This window comes from Stenotrophomonas acidaminiphila (assembly GCF_014109845.1).
Lineage (GTDB): Bacteria > Pseudomonadota > Gammaproteobacteria > Xanthomonadales > Xanthomonadaceae > Stenotrophomonas > Stenotrophomonas acidaminiphila.
This window is the reverse complement of the sequence record NZ_CP043567.1, coordinates 2,436,608-2,457,133: the sequence shown is the minus strand read 5'-3', so window position 1 is coordinate 2,457,133 and position 20,526 is coordinate 2,436,608. Positions and strand designations below refer to the sequence as shown.

Genomic DNA, 20,526 nt, shown 5'->3' with positions numbered 1-20,526 from the left:
GGTATGGCGCAGGCGCGGCCCGGAGCCGCGGGACCCCCACCGGAACAGCAACCAGAACATAGCGAAGGGCGATTGACAACGATGTCACCAGAACACGAAACTCGAGCCATGCACGACACCCTCCTCCTGTTCGGTGCCACAGGCGACCTGGCCCAGCGCTACCTGTTCCCGTCCCTGCTGCGCCTGCTCGGCGACGGCCTGCTCCCCGAGGATTTCCGGGTGCGCGCGATGGCGCTGTCGCCGCACGACACCGACAAGTTCCGCGACATCCTGCGGCCACGCCTGGAACAGGCCCTGCCCCAGGCCAGCCAGGACGACATCAACAACCTGCTGCGACGCATCGACTACCGCTCGGTGGACCTGCGCGACCCCGGCTCGATCGCCGAGGCGGTGCGCGAGTTGAACGGCCGCCATTGCGTCAGCTACCTGTCGATCCCGCCGGGCCTGTACATCTCCACCTGCGAGGGCCTGGCGCTGGGCGGCGCGCTGTCCGCACCGCACCGGCTGATGCTGGAGAAGCCGATCGGCTCGGACAGCGACAGCGCCGCGCAGATCCTGCACTCGATCGGCGCGCTGATCGACGAGGACCGGGTATTCCGCATCGACCACTACCTGGGCAAGGCGGCGGTGCAGAACCTGATGGCGCTGCGCTTCGGCAACACCCTGCTGGAAGCGGTGTGGAACCGCAACTACATCGAATCGGTGCACATCATGGTGGCCGAGAGCGACGGCGTCGACGGCCGCGACTCGTACTACTCGCGCTCCGGCGCGATGCGCGACATGGTGCAGAGCCACATCCTGCAGCTGCTGTGCCTGGTGGCCATGGAACCGCCGGCCTCGCTGGAAGCCGACCGCATCCGCGACGAGAAGGTCAAGGTGCTGCGCGCACTGCGCCCGCTCGACGCCCGCCACGCCGCCAAGGACAGCGTGCGCGGCCGCTACACCGCCGGCACCATCAATGGCCAGCCGGCGCAGGCGTACCAGCCGCCGGAAGGCAGCGAGGCCGAGACCTTCGTCGGCGTCACCGCGCACATCGACAACTGGCGCTGGGCCGGGGTGCCGTTCCACCTGGTCACCGGCAAGCGCCTGCCCGAGCGCACCACCCGCATCGAGGTCAACCTCAAGCCGGTCACGCACTGGTTGTTCGAGCGCCCCGACCGCCGCCACGCCCAGCCCAACCGGCTGACCTTCCAGCTGCAGCCGCAGGAGAACATCCAGCTGGGGCTGATGAGCTCGCTGGCAGGCCCGGAATGGGGCGCGCTGGAACTGCAGCCGCTGGAACTGGAACTGTCGGTGCCCACCGGCCTGCACCGCCGCATCGCCTACGAGCGCCTGTTCCTGGATGCCTTCAACGGCAACCATGCGCTGTTCGTGCGCGACGACGAGGTGCGCGCGGCCTGGGCCTGGATCGACAGCGTCACCGACGCCTGGAAGGCCGCCGACCTGCCGATGCAGCCGTATCCGGCCGGCAGCTGGGGCCCGGACCAGGCGCATCTGTTCCTGCCCGCGGCGATCGTCGCCGACGAACGCTCGGACGACGCGCTGTGAACGGTCCCGCCGGACACGTGCTGGTCGCCGATATCGGCGGTACCAACGCGCGCTTCGCGCTGGCCGATACCAGCAGCGCCACGCCGCTGGACGCCGGCAGCATCGGCGAGTACCCGGTGGCACAGTTCGCCTCGCTGGCCGACGCCGCCGCCTGCTACCTGCGCGAGCGCGGCGCCCGTGCCCGCGGCGGGGTGTTCGCGGTGGCCGGGCGCGTGGATGGCGACGAGGCGCGCATCACCAACCATCCGTGGGTGATCTCGCGCTCGCGTACCGCCACGCAGCTGGGCCTGTCGCAGCTGCACCTGATCAACGACTTCGTCGCCCAGGCGATGTCGGTCGCGCTGCTGCAGCCGGCCGACGTGGTGCAGACCGGCGGCGCCGCCTGGCAGCCGGCCGCGCCTTCGCTGCCGCGCAACTACTGCGTGATCGGCCCGGGCACCGGGTTGGGCGTGGGCGGGCTGGTGGTCCGCGACGGCCGCTATTACCCGTTGGCGACCGAGGGCGGCCATGCCAGTTTCGCGCCGACCACCCCGGAACAGATCCGCATCCTGCAGATTCTGGGCCAGCAGTTCGGCCGCGTTTCCAACGAGCGGCTGATCTGCGGCCCCGGCCTGGTCAACCTGCACCGGGCGCTGAGCGAGATCGCAGGCCAGGACCCGGGGCAGCTGCAGCCCGCGCAGGTCAGCGAACGCGCCGCCGCCGGCGACCCGGTCGCCATGCGCGCGATCGAGGTGTTCATGGACATCTTCGGCGCCGTCGCCGGCGATGCCGTACTGGTCCAGGGCGCCTGGGACGGCGTGTTCCTGACCGGCGGGCTGGTGCCGCGGCTGCTCGGGCCGTTGCGCCATTCCGGGTTCCGCAGCCATTTCGAGAACAAGGGCCGCTTCAGCGCGACCCTGTCGCAGGTGCCGTCGCTGGCCATCGTCCATCCCTCCCCGGGCCTGCTCGGTGCGGCCGCATACGCGCTGGACCTGGAGCAGGCCCCGTCCGGAGCAACCGCATGAGCGCCCTCGGCGAACGCCTCACCCTCGTCCGCCACTCCGGCGAGGAAGCCTGGACCGAGAACGTCGCCCGTGAGATGGCGACGATCCTGGGCCATGAAATCGCCCAGCGCGGCCGCGCGCGCATGCTGCTGTCCGGCGGCACCACGCCGGCCCCGGTCTACGAACTGCTGGCCGAGCAGCCGCTGGAATGGGCGCGCGTGGAAGTCGGCCTGGCCGACGAGCGCTGGCTGTCGCCGCAGGACCGCGACAGCAATGCCTGGCTGGTGCGCCACAGCTTCCTCAACCTTGCCGAGGGCGCGCATTTCGACCCCCTGGTGCGCGTGGGCAAATCGCTGGCCGAATGCGTCCACGACGCCAACCTGCAGGCGGAATACTCGCAGCCGGCCTGCCTGGTCGTGCTGGGCATGGGCAACGATGGCCACACCGCCTCGCTGTTCCCCGGCTCGCGCGACCTCGAACGCGCCCTGCACGGCAGCAAGCCGTATGCGGCGCTGGATGCCAGCGGCTGCCCGGTCGCCCGGGACTGGCACCTGCGCATCACCCTGACCCCACGCGGGCTGGCGTCCATCGGCAACCGCCTGCTGCTGCTGCGCGGCCGGCAGAAGCTCGAGGTCCTCGAGGCCGCGCTCGCCTCGGGCGACGTGCACCGCTACCCGGTGCTGGCCGCCATCGACGCCCCCGGCACCAGGCTGCGCGTGCATTGGTGCGCCTGATCACGGCGAACGCCAGCCGCGCGCCGCGGCGCCTCGACCCGCGGCAGCGGGTTGTCGTCGATCCCCCGCCGCCACGCCGCGCCCGCCCACCGTTCCGCAGCGCCCCGCTCCCCCTTCTCCGCCGGTAAACGTCCATGAGCCTGCATCCGAAAATCCACGCCATCACCGAACGCATCCGCCTGCGCAGCGCCCCGTCGCGCGCGGCCTACCTGGCGGGCATCGATGCCGCGCTGCGCTCCGGTCCGTTCCGTTCGCGCCTGAGCTGCGGCAACCTCGCCCATGCCTTCGCCGCCTGCGGCCCGACCGACAAGGGCCGGCTGCGCGGTGACGTGACGCCCAACCTGGGGATCATCACCGCCTACAACGACATGCTCTCGGCGCACCAGCCGTTCGAGCACTACCCGCAGCTGATCCGCGATGCCGCGCGCGAACTCGGCGCCACCGCGCAGGTCGCCGGCGGCGTGCCGGCGATGTGCGACGGCGTCACCCAGGGCCGCGGCGGCATGGAGCTGTCGCTGTTCTCGCGCGACATCATCGCCCAGGCCACCGCCATCGGCCTGAGCCACGACATGTTCGACGCCACCATCCACCTGGGCGTATGCGACAAGATCGTGCCGGGCCTGCTGATCGGCGCGCTGGCCTTCGGCCACCTGCCGGCGGTGTTCGTGCCGGCCGGGCCGATGACCCCGGGCATACCCAACAAGAAGAAGGCCGAGGTGCGCGAGCGCTACGCCGCCGGCGAAGCGACCCGCGAGGAACTGCTGCAGGCCGAGGCCGACTCCTACCACGCGCCGGGCACGTGCACCTTCTACGGCACCGCCAACTCCAACCAGGTGCTGCTCGAAGCGATGGGCGTGCAGTTGCCGGGGGCGTCCTTCGTCAACCCGGAACTGCCGCTGCGCGATGCGCTGACCCGCGCCGCCACCGCGCGCGCGCTGGAGATCTGCGCGCTCGGCAGCGACTTCCGCCCGCTGGGGCGGTTGATCGACGAGCGCGCCATCGTCAACGCCGTCGTCGCGCTGATGGCCACCGGCGGCTCCACCAACCACACCATCCACTGGATCGCGGTGGCGCGTGCGGCCGGCATCGTGCTGACCTGGGACGACATGGACCAGCTCTCGCAGATCGTGCCGCTGCTCGCCCGCGTCTACCCCAACGGCGACGCCGACGTGAACCGTTTCGCCGCCGCCGGCGGGCCGGGCTTCGTGTTCCGCGAACTGATGGACGCCGGCCTGATGCATGACGACCTGGCGACCATCGCCGAGGGTGGCATGCGCGCCTATGCGCAGGAGCCGCGGCTGATCGACGGCAAGGTCGTCTACGCGCCGGCCGTCGCGCACAGCGCCGATACCGATGTGGTGCGCGCGGCCGCCGAGCCATTCGAGGCACAGGGTGGGCTGCGCCTGCTGCGCGGCAACGTCGGCCGTTCGTTGATCAAGCTGTCGGCGGTGAAGCCGCAGTACCGCACGATCGAGGCGCCGGCGGTGGTGGTGGACGCGCCGCAGGCACTGAACAAGCTGCATGCCGCCGGCGCCCTGCCGCGGGATTTCGTGGCCGTGGTGCGCTACCAGGGACCGCGCGCCAACGGCATGCCGGAACTGCATTCGCTGGCACCGCTGCTGGGGCTGCTGCAGAACCAGGGCCGGCGCGTGGCACTGGTCACCGACGGGCGCCTGTCCGGCGCGTCGGGCAAGATCCCGGCCGCCATCCATGTCACCCCCGAAGCCGCCCGTGGCGGCCCGATCGCCCGTATCCGCGAGGGCGACATCATCCGCCTGGACGGCGAGGCCGGCACCCTGGAAGTGCTGGTGGACGCCACCGAGTGGGCCACCCGCGCCATCGCCGCCAATACCGCGCCAGCGGGCCACGACCTGGGCCGCAATCTGTTCGCGATGAACCGCCGCGTCGTCGGCCCTGCCGACCAGGGCGCCATTTCGATCTCCTGCGGCCCGGCGCGGGCCGATGGCAGCGTATGGGCGTACGACGCCGAGTACGAACTCGGCCACGACGCCGCCGCTGCCGCGGCCCCGCACGAAGCCAAGGACGCCTGACCTCCACGGCCCGCACCACGCCCCGCCCCACCGGAACCCCGCCATGACCATCGCCCAGCACCAGGACCGCGCAGAACACCTGCTCACCGCCGCCGGCATCCTGCCCGTCGTCACCGTCCACACCCTCGACCAGGCCCGCGCGGTCAGCGCCGCGTTGCTCGAAGGCGGCCTGCCGGCCATCGAACTGACCCTGCGCACGCCGGTGGCGATGGACGCCTTGTCCATGCTCAAGCGCGAGCTTCCCGACGTGGTGGTGGGCGCCGGTACGGTGCTGAGCGTCGAGCAGATGCGCCAGGCCATCGACGTCGGCGCCGACTTCCTGGTGACCCCGGGCACCCCGGCGCACATGGCCGAGGCGCTGGCAAAGGCGCCGCTGCCGGTGGTGCCCGGCGCCGCCTCGCCCACCGAACTGCTGGCGCTGCTGGCGCGCGGCTTCCGCGTCTGCAAGCTGTTCCCGGCCACCGCCGTGGGCGGACTGGCGATGATCAAGGGCGTGGCCGGGCCGATCCCCGAACTGAAACTGTGCCCCACCGGCGGCATCACCGAGGACACCGCCGCCGATTACCTGAAGCAGAAGAACGTGCTCTGCATCGGCGGCTCGTGGATGGTGCAGGATGCCTGGATCCGCAACGGCCAGTGGGACCAGGTCAGGCAGTCGGCCGCCGCGGCCGCCGCCATCGTGCGCGCGGTCCGCGCCGGCTGAGCCCCAGGCCGGGGCTTTGCGCGGTCTGGCGCGCACACCGCGAACGACCGAACGACCGAACGACCGAACGCAGCATGCGTGTTTGCCCGCGCAGGACCAGCCCCGGCACGCGCATGCGCAACCTCTTCCTCCCGCCCGGCCTGGGCGCCGATGCCCCTGCCATCGTGCGCATCATCCGCGGCCACCGGCTGCCGCTGGAAACCGGTATCGGGCAGACGCCGTTCTGGAGCAGGCGGCAACGCCGGTTCCAGAACGGGAAGATCCACGGCGGCGGCACCTGGGCCAGCCTCGCCGCTCGGTCGGCCGCGCCCTTGCATGCGCACAGCCGCCGCGCCCGCACTACCGGCGGGGCCTACGGCGGCATCGCCGGCTGCGGGCCGCCTCAGCGCCGGCCGCGTTCGCTGCGGCGCAGGTCGACGGGGATCTCGATCTCGACCTTCGCCGGCAGCGTGGTGATCCGCAGTTCGGTGCCCGACCACGCCGCCGGTTCGCCGTTGATGCGGGCCTGCCCAGGCTCGCCCGCGTAGGGCCATGGCAGCACCAGCCCGCCGCTGGGCAGGCGCAGGCCGTCGGCGACCTTCAGGGTCAGCTCGCGTTCGTCGCGCACCAGCGAGTAACGCAGCGGGCCGTGCGCGGTGCGCAGGCCCTCGATGGCGATGCCCTTGCCCGCCAGCCATGCCGCCGGCACCCCGGCGGCAAGCACGACGGCGTCGTCGATCTCGCGTTCGTAGGCGAACATGTCCAGCGCCGAGCGCACGAAATCCGAAGCCACCCAGGCATGCGGCAGGTCGCCGACGAAGAACGGCGTGCGCGGTGTGGAGGACACCACCTCGGCCCACTGGTTCCAGGCCTGCGGCGCACGGTCGCGGAAGAAGAACTCGCTGGCCTCCCAGGCGCGCTCGCGCCAGCCCAGGCGCACGAAGGCACCGACGTTGCGCCACTCGTACGGGGTGTAATCCTTCCACTGGCGCTTGCCGTCGCGGCGCTCGACGAACTGCTGCCAGTAGCGCTCGAAGGTGATGTCCAGCGCCGGTTGCGGCAGCCGCCCCTGCTCGCCCCCCGGCGCCAGCGCGATGGTGGTCGAGGTCGCGTCGAAATCGCCCAGCTCGACCGAGCCCGGCAGGTAGTCGATGCGGTGCGCGGCCATGCTCGCGCGCAGCGAGGCGTCCAGGTCCTGGCGGAACTGGTCGCGCGAAGCGGCCATCGCTTCGGCCTCGGTGGCCAGGCCCAGCGCCACGGCCATGTCGGCCGCGTCCTTGTAGCCACGCAGCGCCCAGAAATCGTCCCAGTACGAATGCACCGGCTTGGCCGAATAGCCCTCGTGGCTGATCGACGCCGGCATCATCCCGTAGAAGCCCCGGTTGCGCGCGCGGTTGTCCTCGCTGCGCTCGCTCAGCCGCAGGTCCTCCATGTAGCCCCACGCGGCCAGTACGTGCGGCCACATGCGCTGCAGGAACTCCAGGTCGCCGGTGTGGCGCCAGTACCCGGCGATGGCATGGATCAGCTCGCCGTGGCTGTCGTTTTCCGGCACCGGGTCGCTGCCGCGCGCGTCCACGCAGCACGGCACCATGCCACTGTCGAACTGGTAGGGCGCATACCATTCCAGGTACTGCCGCACCGCGTCCTCGCGGCCCAGCCGCAGCAGCCCTTCGGAGATCATCGCGCCGTCGCGGATCCAGCTGCGCGCATACGAGCGCGTGCCCGGCTGCAGGCTCGGCCCCACCCGCGAGATCAGCATGTGCGCCAGCGCGGTGCGCAGCGTATCGGCCAGCGGCTGGCCGGCCTCGGGCAACTGCAGCCGTACCTGGTCCAGCTTCTGCCGCCACATCGCCGCGACCTGCTGCTGCGCCTTGTCCGCATCGAAACGGCCGGGCATCGACCAGCTGCCGGTCTGCGGCAACACCAGCGCGACCTCGCGGCTCTGCCCCGGCTCCAGTTTCCAGGTGTAGAGCATCGCGCCGGACGCCAGCCCGGTCGGGTCGCTGACCTCGCGCGTGCCCGGCAGGGTCCTGTCGGCCAGGTGGGTGACGTCGAACTTGCTGTCGAACGCACTGGCGAAACCGGCATCGGGCGGCGTCGCGGCGAACACCCGCGGCTGGCCGTTGACCGCCACCTGGGCGCGCTGGACCGCCAGCCGCTCGATCCGGCTCACGCCGCCGACGGTATTGAGGAACTGGCTCGGCGGGTTGACCTGGAACGGCCGCACCGCCAGCGCCAGCCGGTACTCGTGCGCCACCTTGTCCGGGTTGTGCAGCCGGTAACGGGCCACCAGCTGCGCCTGCTCGGGGCGACCCTGCACGAAACCGGTGACCTGCAGGCCGAATCGGTCGTGCTTCCATTCGACCGAGGGAATCGGCAGGTAGCCGTCCTGCAGGCGCTGGCTGGCGCTCACGTCGGCCCAGCCCAGCACCTTGCCGTCGAGCACCACGAACGGCTCGATGCTGAAGCCGGCGCGCGCGGCCTCGAGGGTGCCGTCCTCGCCCATCAGCGCCTGCTCGCGGCCGCCGTCCAGGCCCAGCAGGGTCCAGTACGGCTGCTCGCCGGAGAAGCCCCGCGGCAGCGACCCGCGCGGCAGGTCGCGCGCGACCGAGCGCACGAAATCATTGGGCGTGGCGGCGAACTCCAGCGGCTTCAGGCTGATGTCGCGGATGCCATAGCGCCAGTTGGGACCGTCGACCAGGTCGAACCGCAGGTAGCGCGCCTCGGTCTCGGGCAGGGCCAGCCAATCGCGGCCGCCGCCACCGGCGGTCACCTCGCGCAGCCGGTGCCAGTCGCGGCCGTCGACCGAGGCCTGCACGACGTAGCGCGAGGCTTCCAGCCCCGGCACCCACTGGATCACCGCGCCGCCGAACTCGCGCACCTTGCCCAGGTCCAGGCTGACTGTCTGCTGCTTGACCCCGCCGCTGATCCACACCGTGTCCGGCTTGCCGTCGGCGATGCGCTGCTGCAGCGCGGTCGCGGTGTCGGCGATCACCGTGGTGGTCAGTGCCGAGGTGTCCTCCTTCGGCAGCGGCTGCAGGGTGAGCTGGTCGAAGCACACCGTGCCCTTGCCCCCCACCTTGCTGTAGATGGTGAACTCCACTGCGGCGCTGCGCCGCAGGACCCGGTCCTGGCCAGGACCCCAGGCCTTTTCGATGTGGCGCTTGCGGTAGCTCACCCGGGTCCAGTCCTTCGGGAAGCTGTAACCGCTGCGGTTGACCCACCACACGTTGTCGCCGCTGGCATCGATCAGCTTGAACTGCAGGTCGTTGGCCGGTGAATCGCCGCGCAGGCCGAAGCTCACCTGGTAGTTGTCCGGCCAGGTGACGTCCAGCCGGCGGCGGATGCCGGCATAGCCGGACACCTCGTGGAAGTCGTAGTCCAGGCACAACGCGCGGCCGCCGTTGCCGGTCACCGGCCGCAGCGAGCCGCTGACCTGCGGCGAGGTGATCAGCTGCCAGGCGCCGATGTCGTCGAACTTCGCCAGCACCCGGCTTCCCGTCTCGGCGGCCAGGCCGTTGCCGGCCAGCGTCGCGGCGGAAAGCAGCACGACGGCAAGGAACATTCTCATCGCGGTGGATCTCGGTGCGGGGGCAGCGGCCATGGTGGGATTTTCGCAGAACTGAAGGTGGGTGCAGACGGGGATCCGGCAGTTTTTCGCCGCCCTCCCCGGCGCGACGCCAGCGGCGCCGGGAAACCCTGCCCGGCCCTCCTTGCCCGGGCGGCCGCGGCTGCGCGAGGCGATGCCTCGCAAACGCGCCGGCTCACCCCTTCACGCTGCCCAGCAGCAGCCCCTGGATGTAATAACGCTGCAGCAGCAGGAACAGCGCCAGCACCGGCACCACGGTGATCACCGCGCCGGCCATCATCATTTCCACGTCCATGATGTGCTCGCGCGAAAGCGAGGCCAGCGCCACCGGCAGGGTGTAATGCTCCTGGTCGGTCAGCACGATCAACGGCCACATGAAGTCGTTCCATGCGCCCATGAAGGTGAAGATCGCCAGCGTCACCAGCACCGGCTTGAGCATGGGCAGCACGATCTGGAAGAAGATCCGCGCCTCGCTGGCGCCGTCGATGCGCGCGGCCTCCAGCAGCTCGTCGGGGATCGAGCGCGCATACTGCCGCACCAGGAAGATGCCGAACACGCTGGCCAGCGCCGGCACCACCACCCCGCCCCAGGTGTTGACCAGCCCCAGCTGCTTCATCAGCAGGAACAGCGGCAGCATCGCCACCTGCGCCGGGATCACCAATGCCGCCAGCAGCGCCTGGAACACCCGCTCGCGGCCGGCGAAGCGCAGCTTGGCGAAGGCGTAGCCGGCCAGGGTGTTGAACAGCAGCGAGCCCAGGGTGATGCCCACCGACATGCCCAGGCTGTTGAGGAAATTGCCGGCCATGCCGGTGCGCGCGAACAGTTCGCGGTAGTTGTCCAGGGTGGGCTGCGCCGGCAGCAGGGGGGGCGGGAACTGCGAGGCCTGTCCGCTGGGCATGAACGACACCGACAGCATCCATGCCAGCGGCGCCAGGCTCACCAGCGCCAGGACCAGCAGGGCGCCGTTGATCCAGCCGCCCCAGGCGCGCGATTGACCGATCTCGCGGCTCATACCAGCTCCCTGCGCCGGCCGAAGCGCAACATCAACGTGGTCACGCCCAGGATGATCAGGAACAGCAGGAACGCCACCGCCGAGGCGCGCCCCAGGTTCCACCACTTGAAGCCTTCCTCGAACATGTAATACAGCACGCTGACCGTGCTCTGCAGGGGGTCGCCGCGGGTCATCACGTAGGGCTCGGCAAACAGCTGGAAGTAGCCGGACACGGTGATCACCCCGACCACCAGCAGCACCGGCCCGAGCATCGGCAGGGTGATGTGCAGGAACTGCTTCCAGCGCGAGGCGCCGTCGATCCGCGCGGCCTCGTACAGGTCGCGCGGGATGGCCTGCAGCCCAGCCAGGAAGATCACCATGTTGTAGCCGAAGTTCTTCCACACCGCGAACAGGATGATGGTCGGCATCGCCCAGTGCGGGTCGCCGAGCCAGTCCACCGGGTCGATGCCGACATGCCCCAGCGTCCAGTTCACCAGCCCGTAGCGGGTATGGAACAGGTAGCGCCAGATCACCGCCACCGCCACCAGCGTGGTCACCACCGGGGCGAACAGCGCGGTACGGAACACGGGCTTGAAGCGCGCCACCGGCGCATTGAGCAGCATCGCCGCGCCCAGCGACAGGGCGATGGACAGCGGCACTCCGAGCACCACGAAATACGCGGTGTTGCCCAGCGACTTCCAGAACATGGGCGTGCGCAGCAGGTCCAGGTAGTTGTGCAGGCCGACGAAGCGCAGGTTGTGCGGGTCGGCCAGCGCGTACAGGTCGAAGTCGGTCAGGCTCAACGCCAATGCCGACAGCACCGGCAGCCCGAAGAACACCCCGATCACGATCAGTGCAGGCGCGGCGAACACCCAGCCGGCGAGCATGCCCCGCTTCATCGTGCGGCCTCCCGCGCTGCCTGCTGTTCGACGATCCAGCGCCGCTTGGCGAGGATGTCGTCCACGCGCGCATCCAGCCGCCTGACCGCGGTGTCCTGGTCCAGGCCGCCGCGTACCACCTGTTCGCTGACGATGCGCATCTCCTGGGCGATGCGCTCCCACTCCAGCACCTTCGGCGTGGGCCTGACCCGCTCCAGCTGCTCGCCGAACGCGGCGGCCAGCGGGTCCTCGCCCAGCGCCGCGCGCTTCCACACGCTGCGGCGCGGCGGCAGGTCGCCGATGATGGCGTGGAAACGCTGCTGTACCGCAGGCCGCGACAGGAACTCGACCAGCTTCCATGCCGCCTGCTTGTGCGGCGACGACTGGAAGATCACCAGGCTGGTGCCGCCGGCGATGCCGCCCCCCGGGCCGTGCGGGCCCGGCAGCGGCGCGGTGCCCCACTCGCCGTCCAGCGACGCCGGCTGGCGCTGCCGGAATTCGCGGATGTTCCACGGCCCGGACAGGTAGAACACGGTGAAGCCGCGGAAGAACTCGTCCCAGACATTGGATATCTGGGTCTCGGACATCTTCGGCGCCCAGCCCTGCTCGAACATGTTGGCGTAGAAGCCCAGCGCGCGGCGGAACCCGGGGCTGGCGAAATTGCCGCGGGTGTCGTGGTCGCGCAGCAGCGGATCGTCCTGCTGCAGCGCCAGCGACAACTGCGGCTCGAACTCGTTGAGCGGCATCAGCACCGGGTAGCGGCCAGGTCCGAGCACCTGCTTCAGCGCCTGGTTCATCCGCTCCCACTCGGCCCAGTCGCGCGGCGGGTGGTCGTAACCGGCCTTGCGCAGCAGGTCCCTGCGGTAGAACAGCAGCCGGGTATCGACGTACCAGGGAATGCCGACCAGCTGCCCCTGGACCACGTTGGTATCCCAGATTCCCGGGAAGTAGTCGGCGGGCACGACCTCGCGCGACGCGTCCACGTAGGGCTGCAGCGGGGTCAGCGCACCCAGGGTGGCGAACTCGGGTATCCAGGTATTGCCGAGCTGGCAGATGTCCGGCAGGCCATCGGCGGCATAGGCCGTCAGCAGCTTCTCGTGCGCCGCCGTCCACGGGATGTTCTGCACCTCGACGCGGATGCCGGGGTTCTCCGCCTCGAACTCGCGCACCAGTTCGCCGACCACCTCGGCTTCGCGCCCCATCGCCCAGAAGCGCAGGGTGGTGCCCTCCTGCGGCCGCGCGCAGGCGGCCAGCAGGACAAGGCACAACAGAACGGGCAGGCGCAGTGTCACCGGTCCGCCCTACTTCGGCCGCGCGGCGGGCTTGTCCGCCGCCTTCTGCTCCTGCGCGGCGGCGGCCCGCGACTCGGCGATGCCCACCGCCCGTGCAGCCGCGGCCTTGTCGTCCTTCTGCAGCGGCTGCCACTCCTCCCCTTCCGGCAGCAGCCAGCCACCGGCGAAGCCGGCGCGCTCCAGGCCCTTGCGGATGTACGGGTTCTTCTTCATCACGTTCCAGACGAACTCGTCGCGGTAGTTGGCGATGCCCGCCAGTATCGGCCCCTGGTCGATGGCGATGTAGTCGCTGGCCACCCAGCCGCGGTCAGGGATCAGGCGCCCGGTCTTGAGCGGGATGTCGTAGTCGAAACTGGGGTTGAACGAGTCCAGGAAGCCATAGCTGGAGTACAGGTAGTCGCCATAGCGCCGGTGCATTTCCTGGGTGGCGGGAATCACCACCTCCGGCGCGAACGGCAGCGAGGAGATCGCCGCCGACGGCACGATGGTGCCGTCGTCGAAATTCTCGCGCAGGCCGGCGCCGCGCGCCGAGTAATGGCGGAACTGGCGCTGCTCGCCTTTGTATTCCTGGGTGGTGTTCTGCGGGCCGTCGCCGGCGGTCAGCCCCCAGACGTTCTCGCCATACTCCCTCCACTGCATCGGGTTGGCGATGGCGTACTCGCGCTGGGCCAGCGTGGCGCGGCGGCTGTTGAGGAAGTAGTCGATGCCGCGCTCGCGCATGTAGGCATCCTGGATGTCGCGGAAGTCGATCCAGACGTGGCTGTACTGGTGGCCGAACAACGGCCCGAACGACAGGTACTCCTGCCCCTGGAACACGCCCCAGTCGTTGTCGTAGGTACGCGTCCACACCGTCCACGCATCGGGCTCGACAGGATGCGTCGGCGAGCCCAGCGCCAGCACGTAGAGCATCATCGCCTCGTTGTAGCCCATCCAGTCGTGCTGGATGAAGCCGCTCTCGGGGAACCAGCCCATCGACACCAGCGGCTTGTTGCGCTGCAGCCACTGCCAGTCCACGCGCCGGTAGAGCGTGTCGGCGATCCTGCGGATCTCCTTCTCGCGCGCGTCGTCGCCATCGTAGTAGGACTGCGCGAACAGCACGCCCATCAACAACAGCGCGGTATCCACGCTGGACAGCTCCACCCAGCTGTCGTAGCGGCGGCCGTCGTGCATGTCCAGGAAGTGGTAGTAGAAGCCCTTGTAGCCGGCCTTGCCGGTACGCTGCGGGCCGGTCGGCACGTCGCGAAGGAAGCGCAGCGTGGTCAGGGTGCGGTCCACCGCCTGGGTGCGGCTGACCCAACCGTTCTCGATGCCGATCGGATAGGCGGTCAGGGCGAAACCGACCGAGGCGATGCTGGCGAACGGACGCGACGGATAACGGTCCGGGGTGAGCCCGTTGCGCTCGTTGGTGGTGTCCCAGAAGAACTGGAACGTACGCCGCTCGATGTCGTCGAACAGCGGCGGGAGTTCGGGTTTCATCGGCCGCGGCGGCAGGTCCGGCTCGATCAGGATCACCTGGGGCACCACTTTCGGGGTCGGCTCGGGCGCCTTGCCGCACCCGCCCAGGAGGCCCAGTGCGAGCCCGGCGGCGGTGCACAGCAACAGCTTGGTGGTACGCGGGATGCTCAAGACACTTTCCGTTGGTGGAACCGTGGGATGGAGGCTGGCGCAGCGCTGGCCCGGCCGCCATTGCCGGCGGCCGGGCGCGTGGCCTTACCAGTCCAGGCCGAAGGACAGCTTGAAGGTGCGGGTCGGCAATGCGATCGACGTCGGCTTGCCCCAGGCCGGGTTCTGCGGCTCGGCGGCCCCACCCCTCCAGTCCTCGTAGCCGTCGTAGTTCGACCAGTTGAACACGTTCAACACGTCACCCCGGATGCGCAGGCGGATGTCGCTGCCGGTATCCCACACCTTCTCCATCGCCAGGTCGATCTGCTTGAAATTCTCGCGCGGCGTGTAGCTCTCGAAGTGGCAGAAAGCCCAGGCTGAGACGTTGCAGTTCTGGTAGTAGCGCGGGGTCGCGTCCGCCCAGGTTCCCTTGCCGGAGAACGTGGTGCCCCAGGGGCCGTCCCAGATGCCCGTCATCACCACCCTGTTCTCGGGCACCTTGCCGGGGAACCAGCCGTAGTCCCGGATGGTCTCGGCATTGAACCCACCCGGCCACCCGTCGATCGGGCTGTTCTGTTCGGAGTCGGTGTACGTGTAGGCCAGGGTGACGCCCCAGCGCGATGCGCTCGTGTACGGCTTCTCCAGCTTCACATAGACCGACTTGCTCTTCGTCTCCAGCGCATTCTGGGCCAGGATCAGGTTCGAGAACGGCGCGAAGCCGATACCCCACGGCGGCGGATCGGTCGCTCCCGCAGGATCGGCCGGGAAGAAGCTGCCGTCGGCACGGCGATTGCCCAGCAGGAAGGCGATGCCGTCATGGCTGCGCACGTACGAATAGGCCACTTCCGTATTCCAGTCGTTGCCCAGCACCTCGACGGTGTTGCGCATGCCCAGGCTGAACTGATCCGAATAGGGCACCACGAGCTTGTTGTTGTTCAGGAACACCTCGCGCGAGCCCGCCACCGACGAGGCCCGCAGGAATTCCGGATCCAGGTAGCGCGGGTCCCAGTCCCGGCAGGTCGCCGAGTTGGTGGGATCGCACGGATGCAGCGGCGTGTTGAAGTTGTAGGTGTACGTGCCCCAACTGGCCTTGGATACCTCGTTCTGCAGGTAGTCGAACAGATTACGGTCATAGGACCGCCCCGCGCCGCCGAACACCACGTGCCGCTGGTCACCCTGGATGTCGTAGGAGAAGCCGAATCGCGGCGCCCAGTTGTTCTTGTCCGACGAGCGGTTGCGGCCGGTGCTGATGTAGTCGTTGATGTTCAACCCGGAGTTGGGCAGGTTCGCGTTGGACGCCTGCAACGCGGACACGACCTGGGCAGGCGTGACGTAGTCGTCGTAGCTCGGGGTCTGTTCGTAATCCCAGCGCACGCCCAGATTCAAGGTCAGGTGTTCATTGACCTCCCAGTCGTCCTGGATGTAGATGCCGAACTGCTTGTTGTTCGACTTCACCGTGCCATTGCCGAACCCGGACACCGGCGCACCGAACTCCACGTGGGTCGGTATCGCCAGGCTTTCATTGATGTCGTAGTAGAACTGCGGGTTGTACTTGTTCTGCTCCAGGGTCTGCAGGTCCACCTGCTTGTACTTGACCCCCATTTTCACCGTATGGCCGTCCCAGCCATTGAAGGTCAGGTCGTCCTGTACGGACCAGCCCTTCTGCCCCTTGTCCTGGTAGTTGTCACCGCCGCCACTGCGCACGATGGTGTCCCACCAGTTGCCGTCGCTGAGGTAATAGCCGGGGATGAAATTGGCGGGCCGGGGACTCCAGAACGCGTCCTCGTAGGTGATGTGCGCATCGTTGAGCCAGTTGTAGCTGCTGAACTGGTAGCGCAGATCGACGCGCTTCTCCTTGTTCTCGTTGAGCGTGGCCGCCAACGGCAGGCGTTGGTCCTGCACCTGGATCGTCTCGCTCTCGTCCCGGTACTTCGCCGTCAGCTCGAAATAGTGATTCTCGCCGAACAGCCAGTCGAGCTTGCCGAAATACAGGTCCTCCTTGAACGGCGAGGTATACGTGCCGTTGCCGTACTGCGCCTGCAGGTCGGCCGGCAGCTCGGAGGGACTGTAGCCACGGCCGAGCAGGAAGGTTTTCGGAGTCAGGTATTCCTTTGCTTCGTAGGTAACGAAGAAATGGGCCACGTCCTTGATGATGGGCCCGCCGAAGGAAACGCCGTACTGCTCCTGCTTGCTCTGCGCCTTGGTCGCGCCATCACGCTTCTCAAAGCGGCTGCGCGAGCGCCAGTCGGTGCTGGTGTTGTCCCAGAAGAAGCTGCCTTCGAACTCGTTGCTTCCAGAGCGCGTGGCCGCCACGATCGCCGCGCTGCTCAGCTGGTCGTACTCGGCCTTGTAGTTCTGGGTGATGACCTTGTACTCGCCGATCGCCGACTGCGGAAACGGATTTCCGCGGCTGGTGTCCTGCCCGCTGATGCCACCGGTGGTGACGTAGTTCTTCTGGCCGACGCCATCGATGAACACGTTGACCGCATTGGCGCTCTGCGCCCCCGAGCGCACGCGCGTGTTGCCGCTGGCATCGGTGATGAACTGCACGCCGGGCGCCGTATCGGCGAAAGCCAGGAAGTTGCGGGTGTTCTGCGGCAATGCGTCGATCTGCTTGGACGTCACATAGGTGGCGATTTCCGAGGTCCTGGTCTCGACCGGCGCCTGCGCCGTCACCTGTACCGCGTCCAGCGTGGTGGCGCTGCCGCCGGCGGTTTCGGGCATGCCGCCGACGCCGAGGTTGACGGTCGCGGTCTGCCCGACCTGCACGGTGATGTTCTGGCTGCTGGTCTTGCCACCGGCGGCGACGTCCACCCGGTAGGTGCCCGGCGGCAGGCCGGCCAGCGAGTAACTGCCGGTGGCGCTGCTCTGCACGCTGCGGGCCAGGCCGGTGGCGAGGTTGGTCGCGGTCACCTGCGCCTGCGCGGCCGGGGCCGAATCGGCCATCACCTGGCCACGGATGGTGGCGCCGGTGCTCTGCGCGAACGCCGGCGCGGCGCCCAGCAGGAGGCAACTGGCCAGCGCACAGCTGAGCAGCCTGCGGGCGGGGTACGTCTTGCGGGTAGCGGGATGGTTCATGTTGCTCTCCGGGTGCGGCAGCGCGGCTGCCATTCGGTTTGTTCGGGCGCCTTGCCGCCGGGGACTCCGGCGCATCGGCGGTGGATCAGGAAACCTCTCGTCGGGACGTCGAGTCGCGCACGATCAAGCGGGGTACCAGTGTCGTTCCAGCGCCCCCATCGGATCCGTCGTCGCGGTCGATCAGGTGCAGCAGGTGCGATGTCGCCCGCCCGCCGAGGTCGGCGATGCTGACCTGCATCGTGGTCAAGGAGGGGTGAACGAAACGTGCCAGCGGGATATCGTCGAACCCCGCCAGCGCAACCTGGTGCGGCACGCGGACGCCCGCCTGGCTGAAGGCGTACAGGCAGCCCAGCGCCATCATGTCGTTCGCCGCGAACACCGCATCGGGCAGGCGCGGTTCGCGCAGCAGCGCCTGTCCGGCCGCGTACCCGGATGCCTCGTCGAAGCCGCCGGCCAGGACCCTGCCCTCGGCGGCGGCACCGGATGCGGCCATGGCGTCCTCGAAGCCGCGCAGGCGCTCGCGGGCGTCATGGTTGCCGTCGGGGCCGGCGATGAAGGCGATGCGGCGATGCCCGGCCTCCAGCAGGTAGCGGGTCATGGCCAGGGCGCCGGCATGGTCATCGATGCCGAACGCCGGGTACTGGCCATCCGCCACCGGCGTATTGATCAGCACGGTAGGCAGTGCCGGCGGCAGGTTGTCCATCAGGAAACCAGCGTCCGCCGTATAGGGCGACATCACCAGCAGGCCATCGACGCGGCCACGCATGGCCTGCAGGGCGACGCCCTGCTGCTCCTGGTCGCCGTGGTAGCTCGAGACCAGCAGGTGCCAGCGGTGCATGCGCGCGACACCGTCGATCCCGCGCATCAATTCGGAAAAAAACTCGCCGTGCAGGTCGGGCAGCACCAGGCCGATGGTCTGCGTACTGCGGCTGCTCAGGCTGCGCGCGGCCGCGTGCGGGGCGTAGCGGAGCCGGCGGGCGACTTCCAGCACCTGCTGGCGTACCGCTTCGGCGACGTTCTCGTGGCCGTTGAGGGCACGCGATACGGTGGCGACGGAGACCTTCGCCTCACGGGCAACATCCTTGATGGTGATTGCCGGCTTCGCCACCGCCATACCCTCCGTAGACAGGGGTCGCGGCGACTGTAAGCGTTTCCATGTCGATTTGTAAACAATTTGTTACAGGCGATTCCCTCGCCCGACAGGCCTGCCCCGGCGCGCCCGCGATCCGTCCCGGGACGGGGCCCATGGCCCCGTCCGCCCCGCCCCGGTTCAGGCGCCGGCTTCGGCCGGCGTACGCGCCTCGATCGACAGCGCGTGGATATCGGTCTGCATCATCGCGCCCAGTGCGGCGTACACCGCACGATGGCGCGCCAGCGGCGCCTTGCCGGCAAACGCCGTGCTGACGATGAGCACATTGAAATGCCCCCGCCCGTCGCGCGCGCCGGCATGGCCGGCATGCCGGTGGCTGTCGTCCTCCACCTCCAGCCGGGTGGGCGCGAACGCGGCCTCCAAGGCCGCCCGGATCCGCTCGACCCGGCTCATGGCAACACCTTGCGGAACGGCCGCACGTCGACCCGCTGGTAGACGCCGGCCGCCACGTAGGGGTCCGCGCCGGCCCAGGCGCGGGCCGCGTCCAGGTCGTCGAAGCTGGCGATCACCACGCTGCCGCTGAAGCCGGCCGCGCCCGGGTCCTCGGCGTCGATCGCCGGACAGGGGCCGGCCAGCAGCAGCCGCCCCTGCTCCTGCAGCGCCTGCAGCCGCGCCAGGTGCGCCGCCCGCGCGGCCAGGCGCGCCGCCAGTACGTCCTGCCCGTCGTAGCCTTCGATCACATACCACACCGCTCGCCGCTCCTTGTCCGCTGAATGATGGCCGGCAAGTCTAGCGCCTGGACGCTGGACACCGCCCGGCCGGGGCGATTACTCTTTACGCCATTGCACGCAGCCGGCCTGTAACGGCCCGGAGCGGCGGCAGGCAAGGCCACCGCCGTCCGACCGATCCGCGATTCCGTCCCGGACTGTGTAGACGACCTCCTCGCGATGACGTTGCCGCATGACAGCGCGGCATGTCGCGTTGTTGATGTGCACGCACGCCGGACAGGCGCGCATGGCTTTCAATCCAGAAGGCTGGACCCTGTCCCGGGCGGGAACCCGGAACGTAAAGGCTCGCAACACCCGATGTCGCCCTGATGACTTCAGAACTCGCGCCCGCCGCGAACCCGCCAGCGCCGCCCACCATTCCGCAGCAGCAGGAAATGCCGCTGGCGGTGGTGCATGGGCAACCGGTCCTGCAGATCCCGCAGGACCTGTACATCCCGCCGGATGCGCTGGAAGTCATCCTCGACGCCTTCGAAGGCCCGCTGGACCTGCTGCTGTACCTGATCCGCCGGCAGAACCTGGACATCCTGGACATCCCGGTCGCCGAGATCACCCGCCAGTACGTCGAGTACATCAACGTCATGCAGGAGCTGCGCTTCGAGCTGGCGGCCGAGTACCTGGTGATGGCCGCGATGCTGGCCGAGATCAAGTCGCGCATGCTGCTGCCGCGCCCGCCCAGCCAGGATGGCGAGGAAGCCGACCCGCGCGCCGAGCTGGTGCGCCGGCTGCAGGAGTACGAACGCTTCAAGCAGGCTGCCGAGGACATCGACGCCCTGCCCCGCCAGGACCGCGATACCACCCCGGCCCACGCCTTCGTGCCGGACCGGACCACGGTCAAGGTGCCGCCGCCGGTGGACCTGAAGGAAATGCTGCTGGCCCTGCACGACGTGCTCAAGCGCGCCGAGCTGTTCAGCGGCCACGCCATCAAGCGCGAGGCGCTGAGCGTGCGCCAGCGCATGGGGGACGTGCTGGAACAGCTCGAGGACGGCAAGTTCTACCGCTTCGAGACGCTGTTCACCGCCGAGGAAGGCAAGCTCGGCGTGCTGGTCACCTTCCTGGCGCTGCTGGAACTGGCCAAGGAACAACTGCTGGACATCGTCCAGGAAGCGCCGCTGGCGCCGATCTACGTGAAATCGCTGGCCGCCGGCAACACCAACGCGCCGCTGCAGTTTTCGAGCGAATTCGACGACGCCGACACCACCGACCCCGCCTGAGCGACATTC

General features: G+C 69.2%; 15 protein-coding genes and 1 pseudogene. 7 read left to right on the top strand and 9 right to left on the bottom strand.

The genetic code is table 11. From position 1 onward, the window contains the following. The first annotated feature begins 108 nt into the window (after nt 1-108). The 6 genes and pseudogenes from zwf to F0P95_RS17825 form a co-directional block, all read left to right on the top strand. Nucleotides 109-1,548, top strand: coding sequence for a glucose-6-phosphate dehydrogenase (gene zwf / locus F0P95_RS11185; protein ID WP_331252891.1), 1,440 nt, complete (start codon nt 109-111; stop codon nt 1,546-1,548). Then, nucleotides 1,545-2,552 (top strand): glucokinase, encoded by a 1,008-nt coding sequence (gene glk, locus F0P95_RS11180; RefSeq protein WP_182334289.1) that lies wholly within the window; start codon nt 1,545-1,547, stop codon nt 2,550-2,552. The genes zwf and glk overlap by 4 nt, the downstream gene beginning before the upstream one ends. Further along, nucleotides 2,549-3,265: a 6-phosphogluconolactonase gene (locus F0P95_RS11175; RefSeq protein WP_182334288.1), complete on the top strand. Its 717-nt coding sequence runs from the start codon at nt 2,549-2,551 to the stop codon at nt 3,263-3,265. The genes glk and F0P95_RS11175 overlap by 4 nt, the downstream gene beginning before the upstream one ends. A gap of 134 nt (nt 3,266-3,399) precedes the next feature. Further along, entirely contained in the window at nt 3,400-5,316 is a 1,917-nt protein-coding gene (gene edd, locus F0P95_RS11170) for a phosphogluconate dehydratase (protein ID WP_182334287.1), read from the top strand. A gap of 43 nt (nt 5,317-5,359) precedes the next feature. Next, nucleotides 5,360-6,019 carry a bifunctional 4-hydroxy-2-oxoglutarate aldolase/2-dehydro-3-deoxy-phosphogluconate aldolase gene (gene eda / locus F0P95_RS11165; RefSeq protein ID WP_182334286.1) on the top strand — a complete coding sequence of 220 codons (660 nt, stop codon included), beginning with the start codon at nt 5,360-5,362 and terminating at the stop codon, nt 6,017-6,019. A gap of 74 nt (nt 6,020-6,093) precedes the next feature. Next, nucleotides 6,094-6,297 (top strand): annotated as a pseudogene (locus F0P95_RS17825) (DUF2789 family protein); the annotation flags it as partial. Nucleotides 6,298-6,401: 104 nt separating this feature from the next. On the opposite strand, the gene F0P95_RS11160 reads toward F0P95_RS17825, so the two are convergent. From F0P95_RS11160 to F0P95_RS11120, 9 genes are all read right to left on the bottom strand, one after another. Next, nucleotides 6,402-9,569: a discoidin domain-containing protein gene (locus F0P95_RS11160; protein ID WP_182334285.1), complete on the bottom strand. Its 3,168-nt coding sequence runs from the start codon at nt 9,567-9,569 to the stop codon at nt 6,402-6,404. Between the two features lie 193 nt (nt 9,570-9,762). Next, the gene (locus F0P95_RS11155; protein WP_054665165.1) at nt 9,763-10,599 is read right to left on the bottom strand and encodes a carbohydrate ABC transporter permease; all 837 of its coding nucleotides are present in this window, start codon (nt 10,597-10,599) and stop codon (nt 9,763-9,765) included. Then, entirely contained in the window at nt 10,596-11,477 is an 882-nt protein-coding gene (locus tag F0P95_RS11150; protein WP_182334284.1) for a carbohydrate ABC transporter permease, read from the bottom strand. Before F0P95_RS11150 ends, F0P95_RS11155 begins: the two co-directional genes overlap by 4 nt. Continuing rightward, a complete protein-coding gene (locus F0P95_RS11145; RefSeq protein ID WP_232529106.1) occupies nt 11,474-12,742 on the bottom strand; it encodes a sugar ABC transporter substrate-binding protein in 1,269 nt (422 codons plus the stop codon). Before F0P95_RS11145 ends, F0P95_RS11150 begins: the two co-directional genes overlap by 4 nt. Before the next feature lie 15 nt (nt 12,743-12,757). Then, nucleotides 12,758-14,374, bottom strand: a complete 1,617-nt coding sequence (locus F0P95_RS11140) for a glucoamylase family protein (RefSeq protein ID WP_182334283.1) — start codon at nt 14,372-14,374, stop codon at nt 12,758-12,760. An 84-nt stretch (nt 14,375-14,458) separates the two neighbouring features. Beyond that, nucleotides 14,459-17,428, bottom strand: a complete 2,970-nt coding sequence (locus tag F0P95_RS11135; protein ID WP_182334282.1) for a TonB-dependent receptor domain-containing protein — start codon at nt 17,426-17,428, stop codon at nt 14,459-14,461. An 85-nt stretch (nt 17,429-17,513) separates the two neighbouring features. Further along, nucleotides 17,514-18,542 (bottom strand): LacI family DNA-binding transcriptional regulator, encoded by a 1,029-nt coding sequence (locus F0P95_RS11130; protein ID WP_182334281.1) that lies wholly within the window; start codon nt 18,540-18,542, stop codon nt 17,514-17,516. A 156-nt stretch (nt 18,543-18,698) separates the two neighbouring features. Then, nucleotides 18,699-18,971 (bottom strand): BolA family protein, encoded by a 273-nt coding sequence (locus tag F0P95_RS11125; protein WP_182334280.1) that lies wholly within the window; start codon nt 18,969-18,971, stop codon nt 18,699-18,701. After that, on the bottom strand, nt 18,968-19,267 hold the full coding sequence (locus F0P95_RS11120; RefSeq protein ID WP_054665152.1) for a YciI family protein: 300 nt from the start codon (nt 19,265-19,267) through the stop codon (nt 18,968-18,970). The genes F0P95_RS11125 and F0P95_RS11120 overlap by 4 nt, the downstream gene beginning before the upstream one ends. 347 nt (nt 19,268-19,614) lie before the next feature. Here F0P95_RS11120 and F0P95_RS11115 point away from each other — a divergent pair, with 347 nt between their 5' ends. After that, the gene (locus F0P95_RS11115) at nt 19,615-20,517 is read left to right on the top strand and encodes a segregation and condensation protein A (protein ID WP_182334279.1); all 903 of its coding nucleotides are present in this window, start codon (nt 19,615-19,617) and stop codon (nt 20,515-20,517) included. The last annotated feature ends 9 nt before the right edge of the window (nt 20,518-20,526 follow it).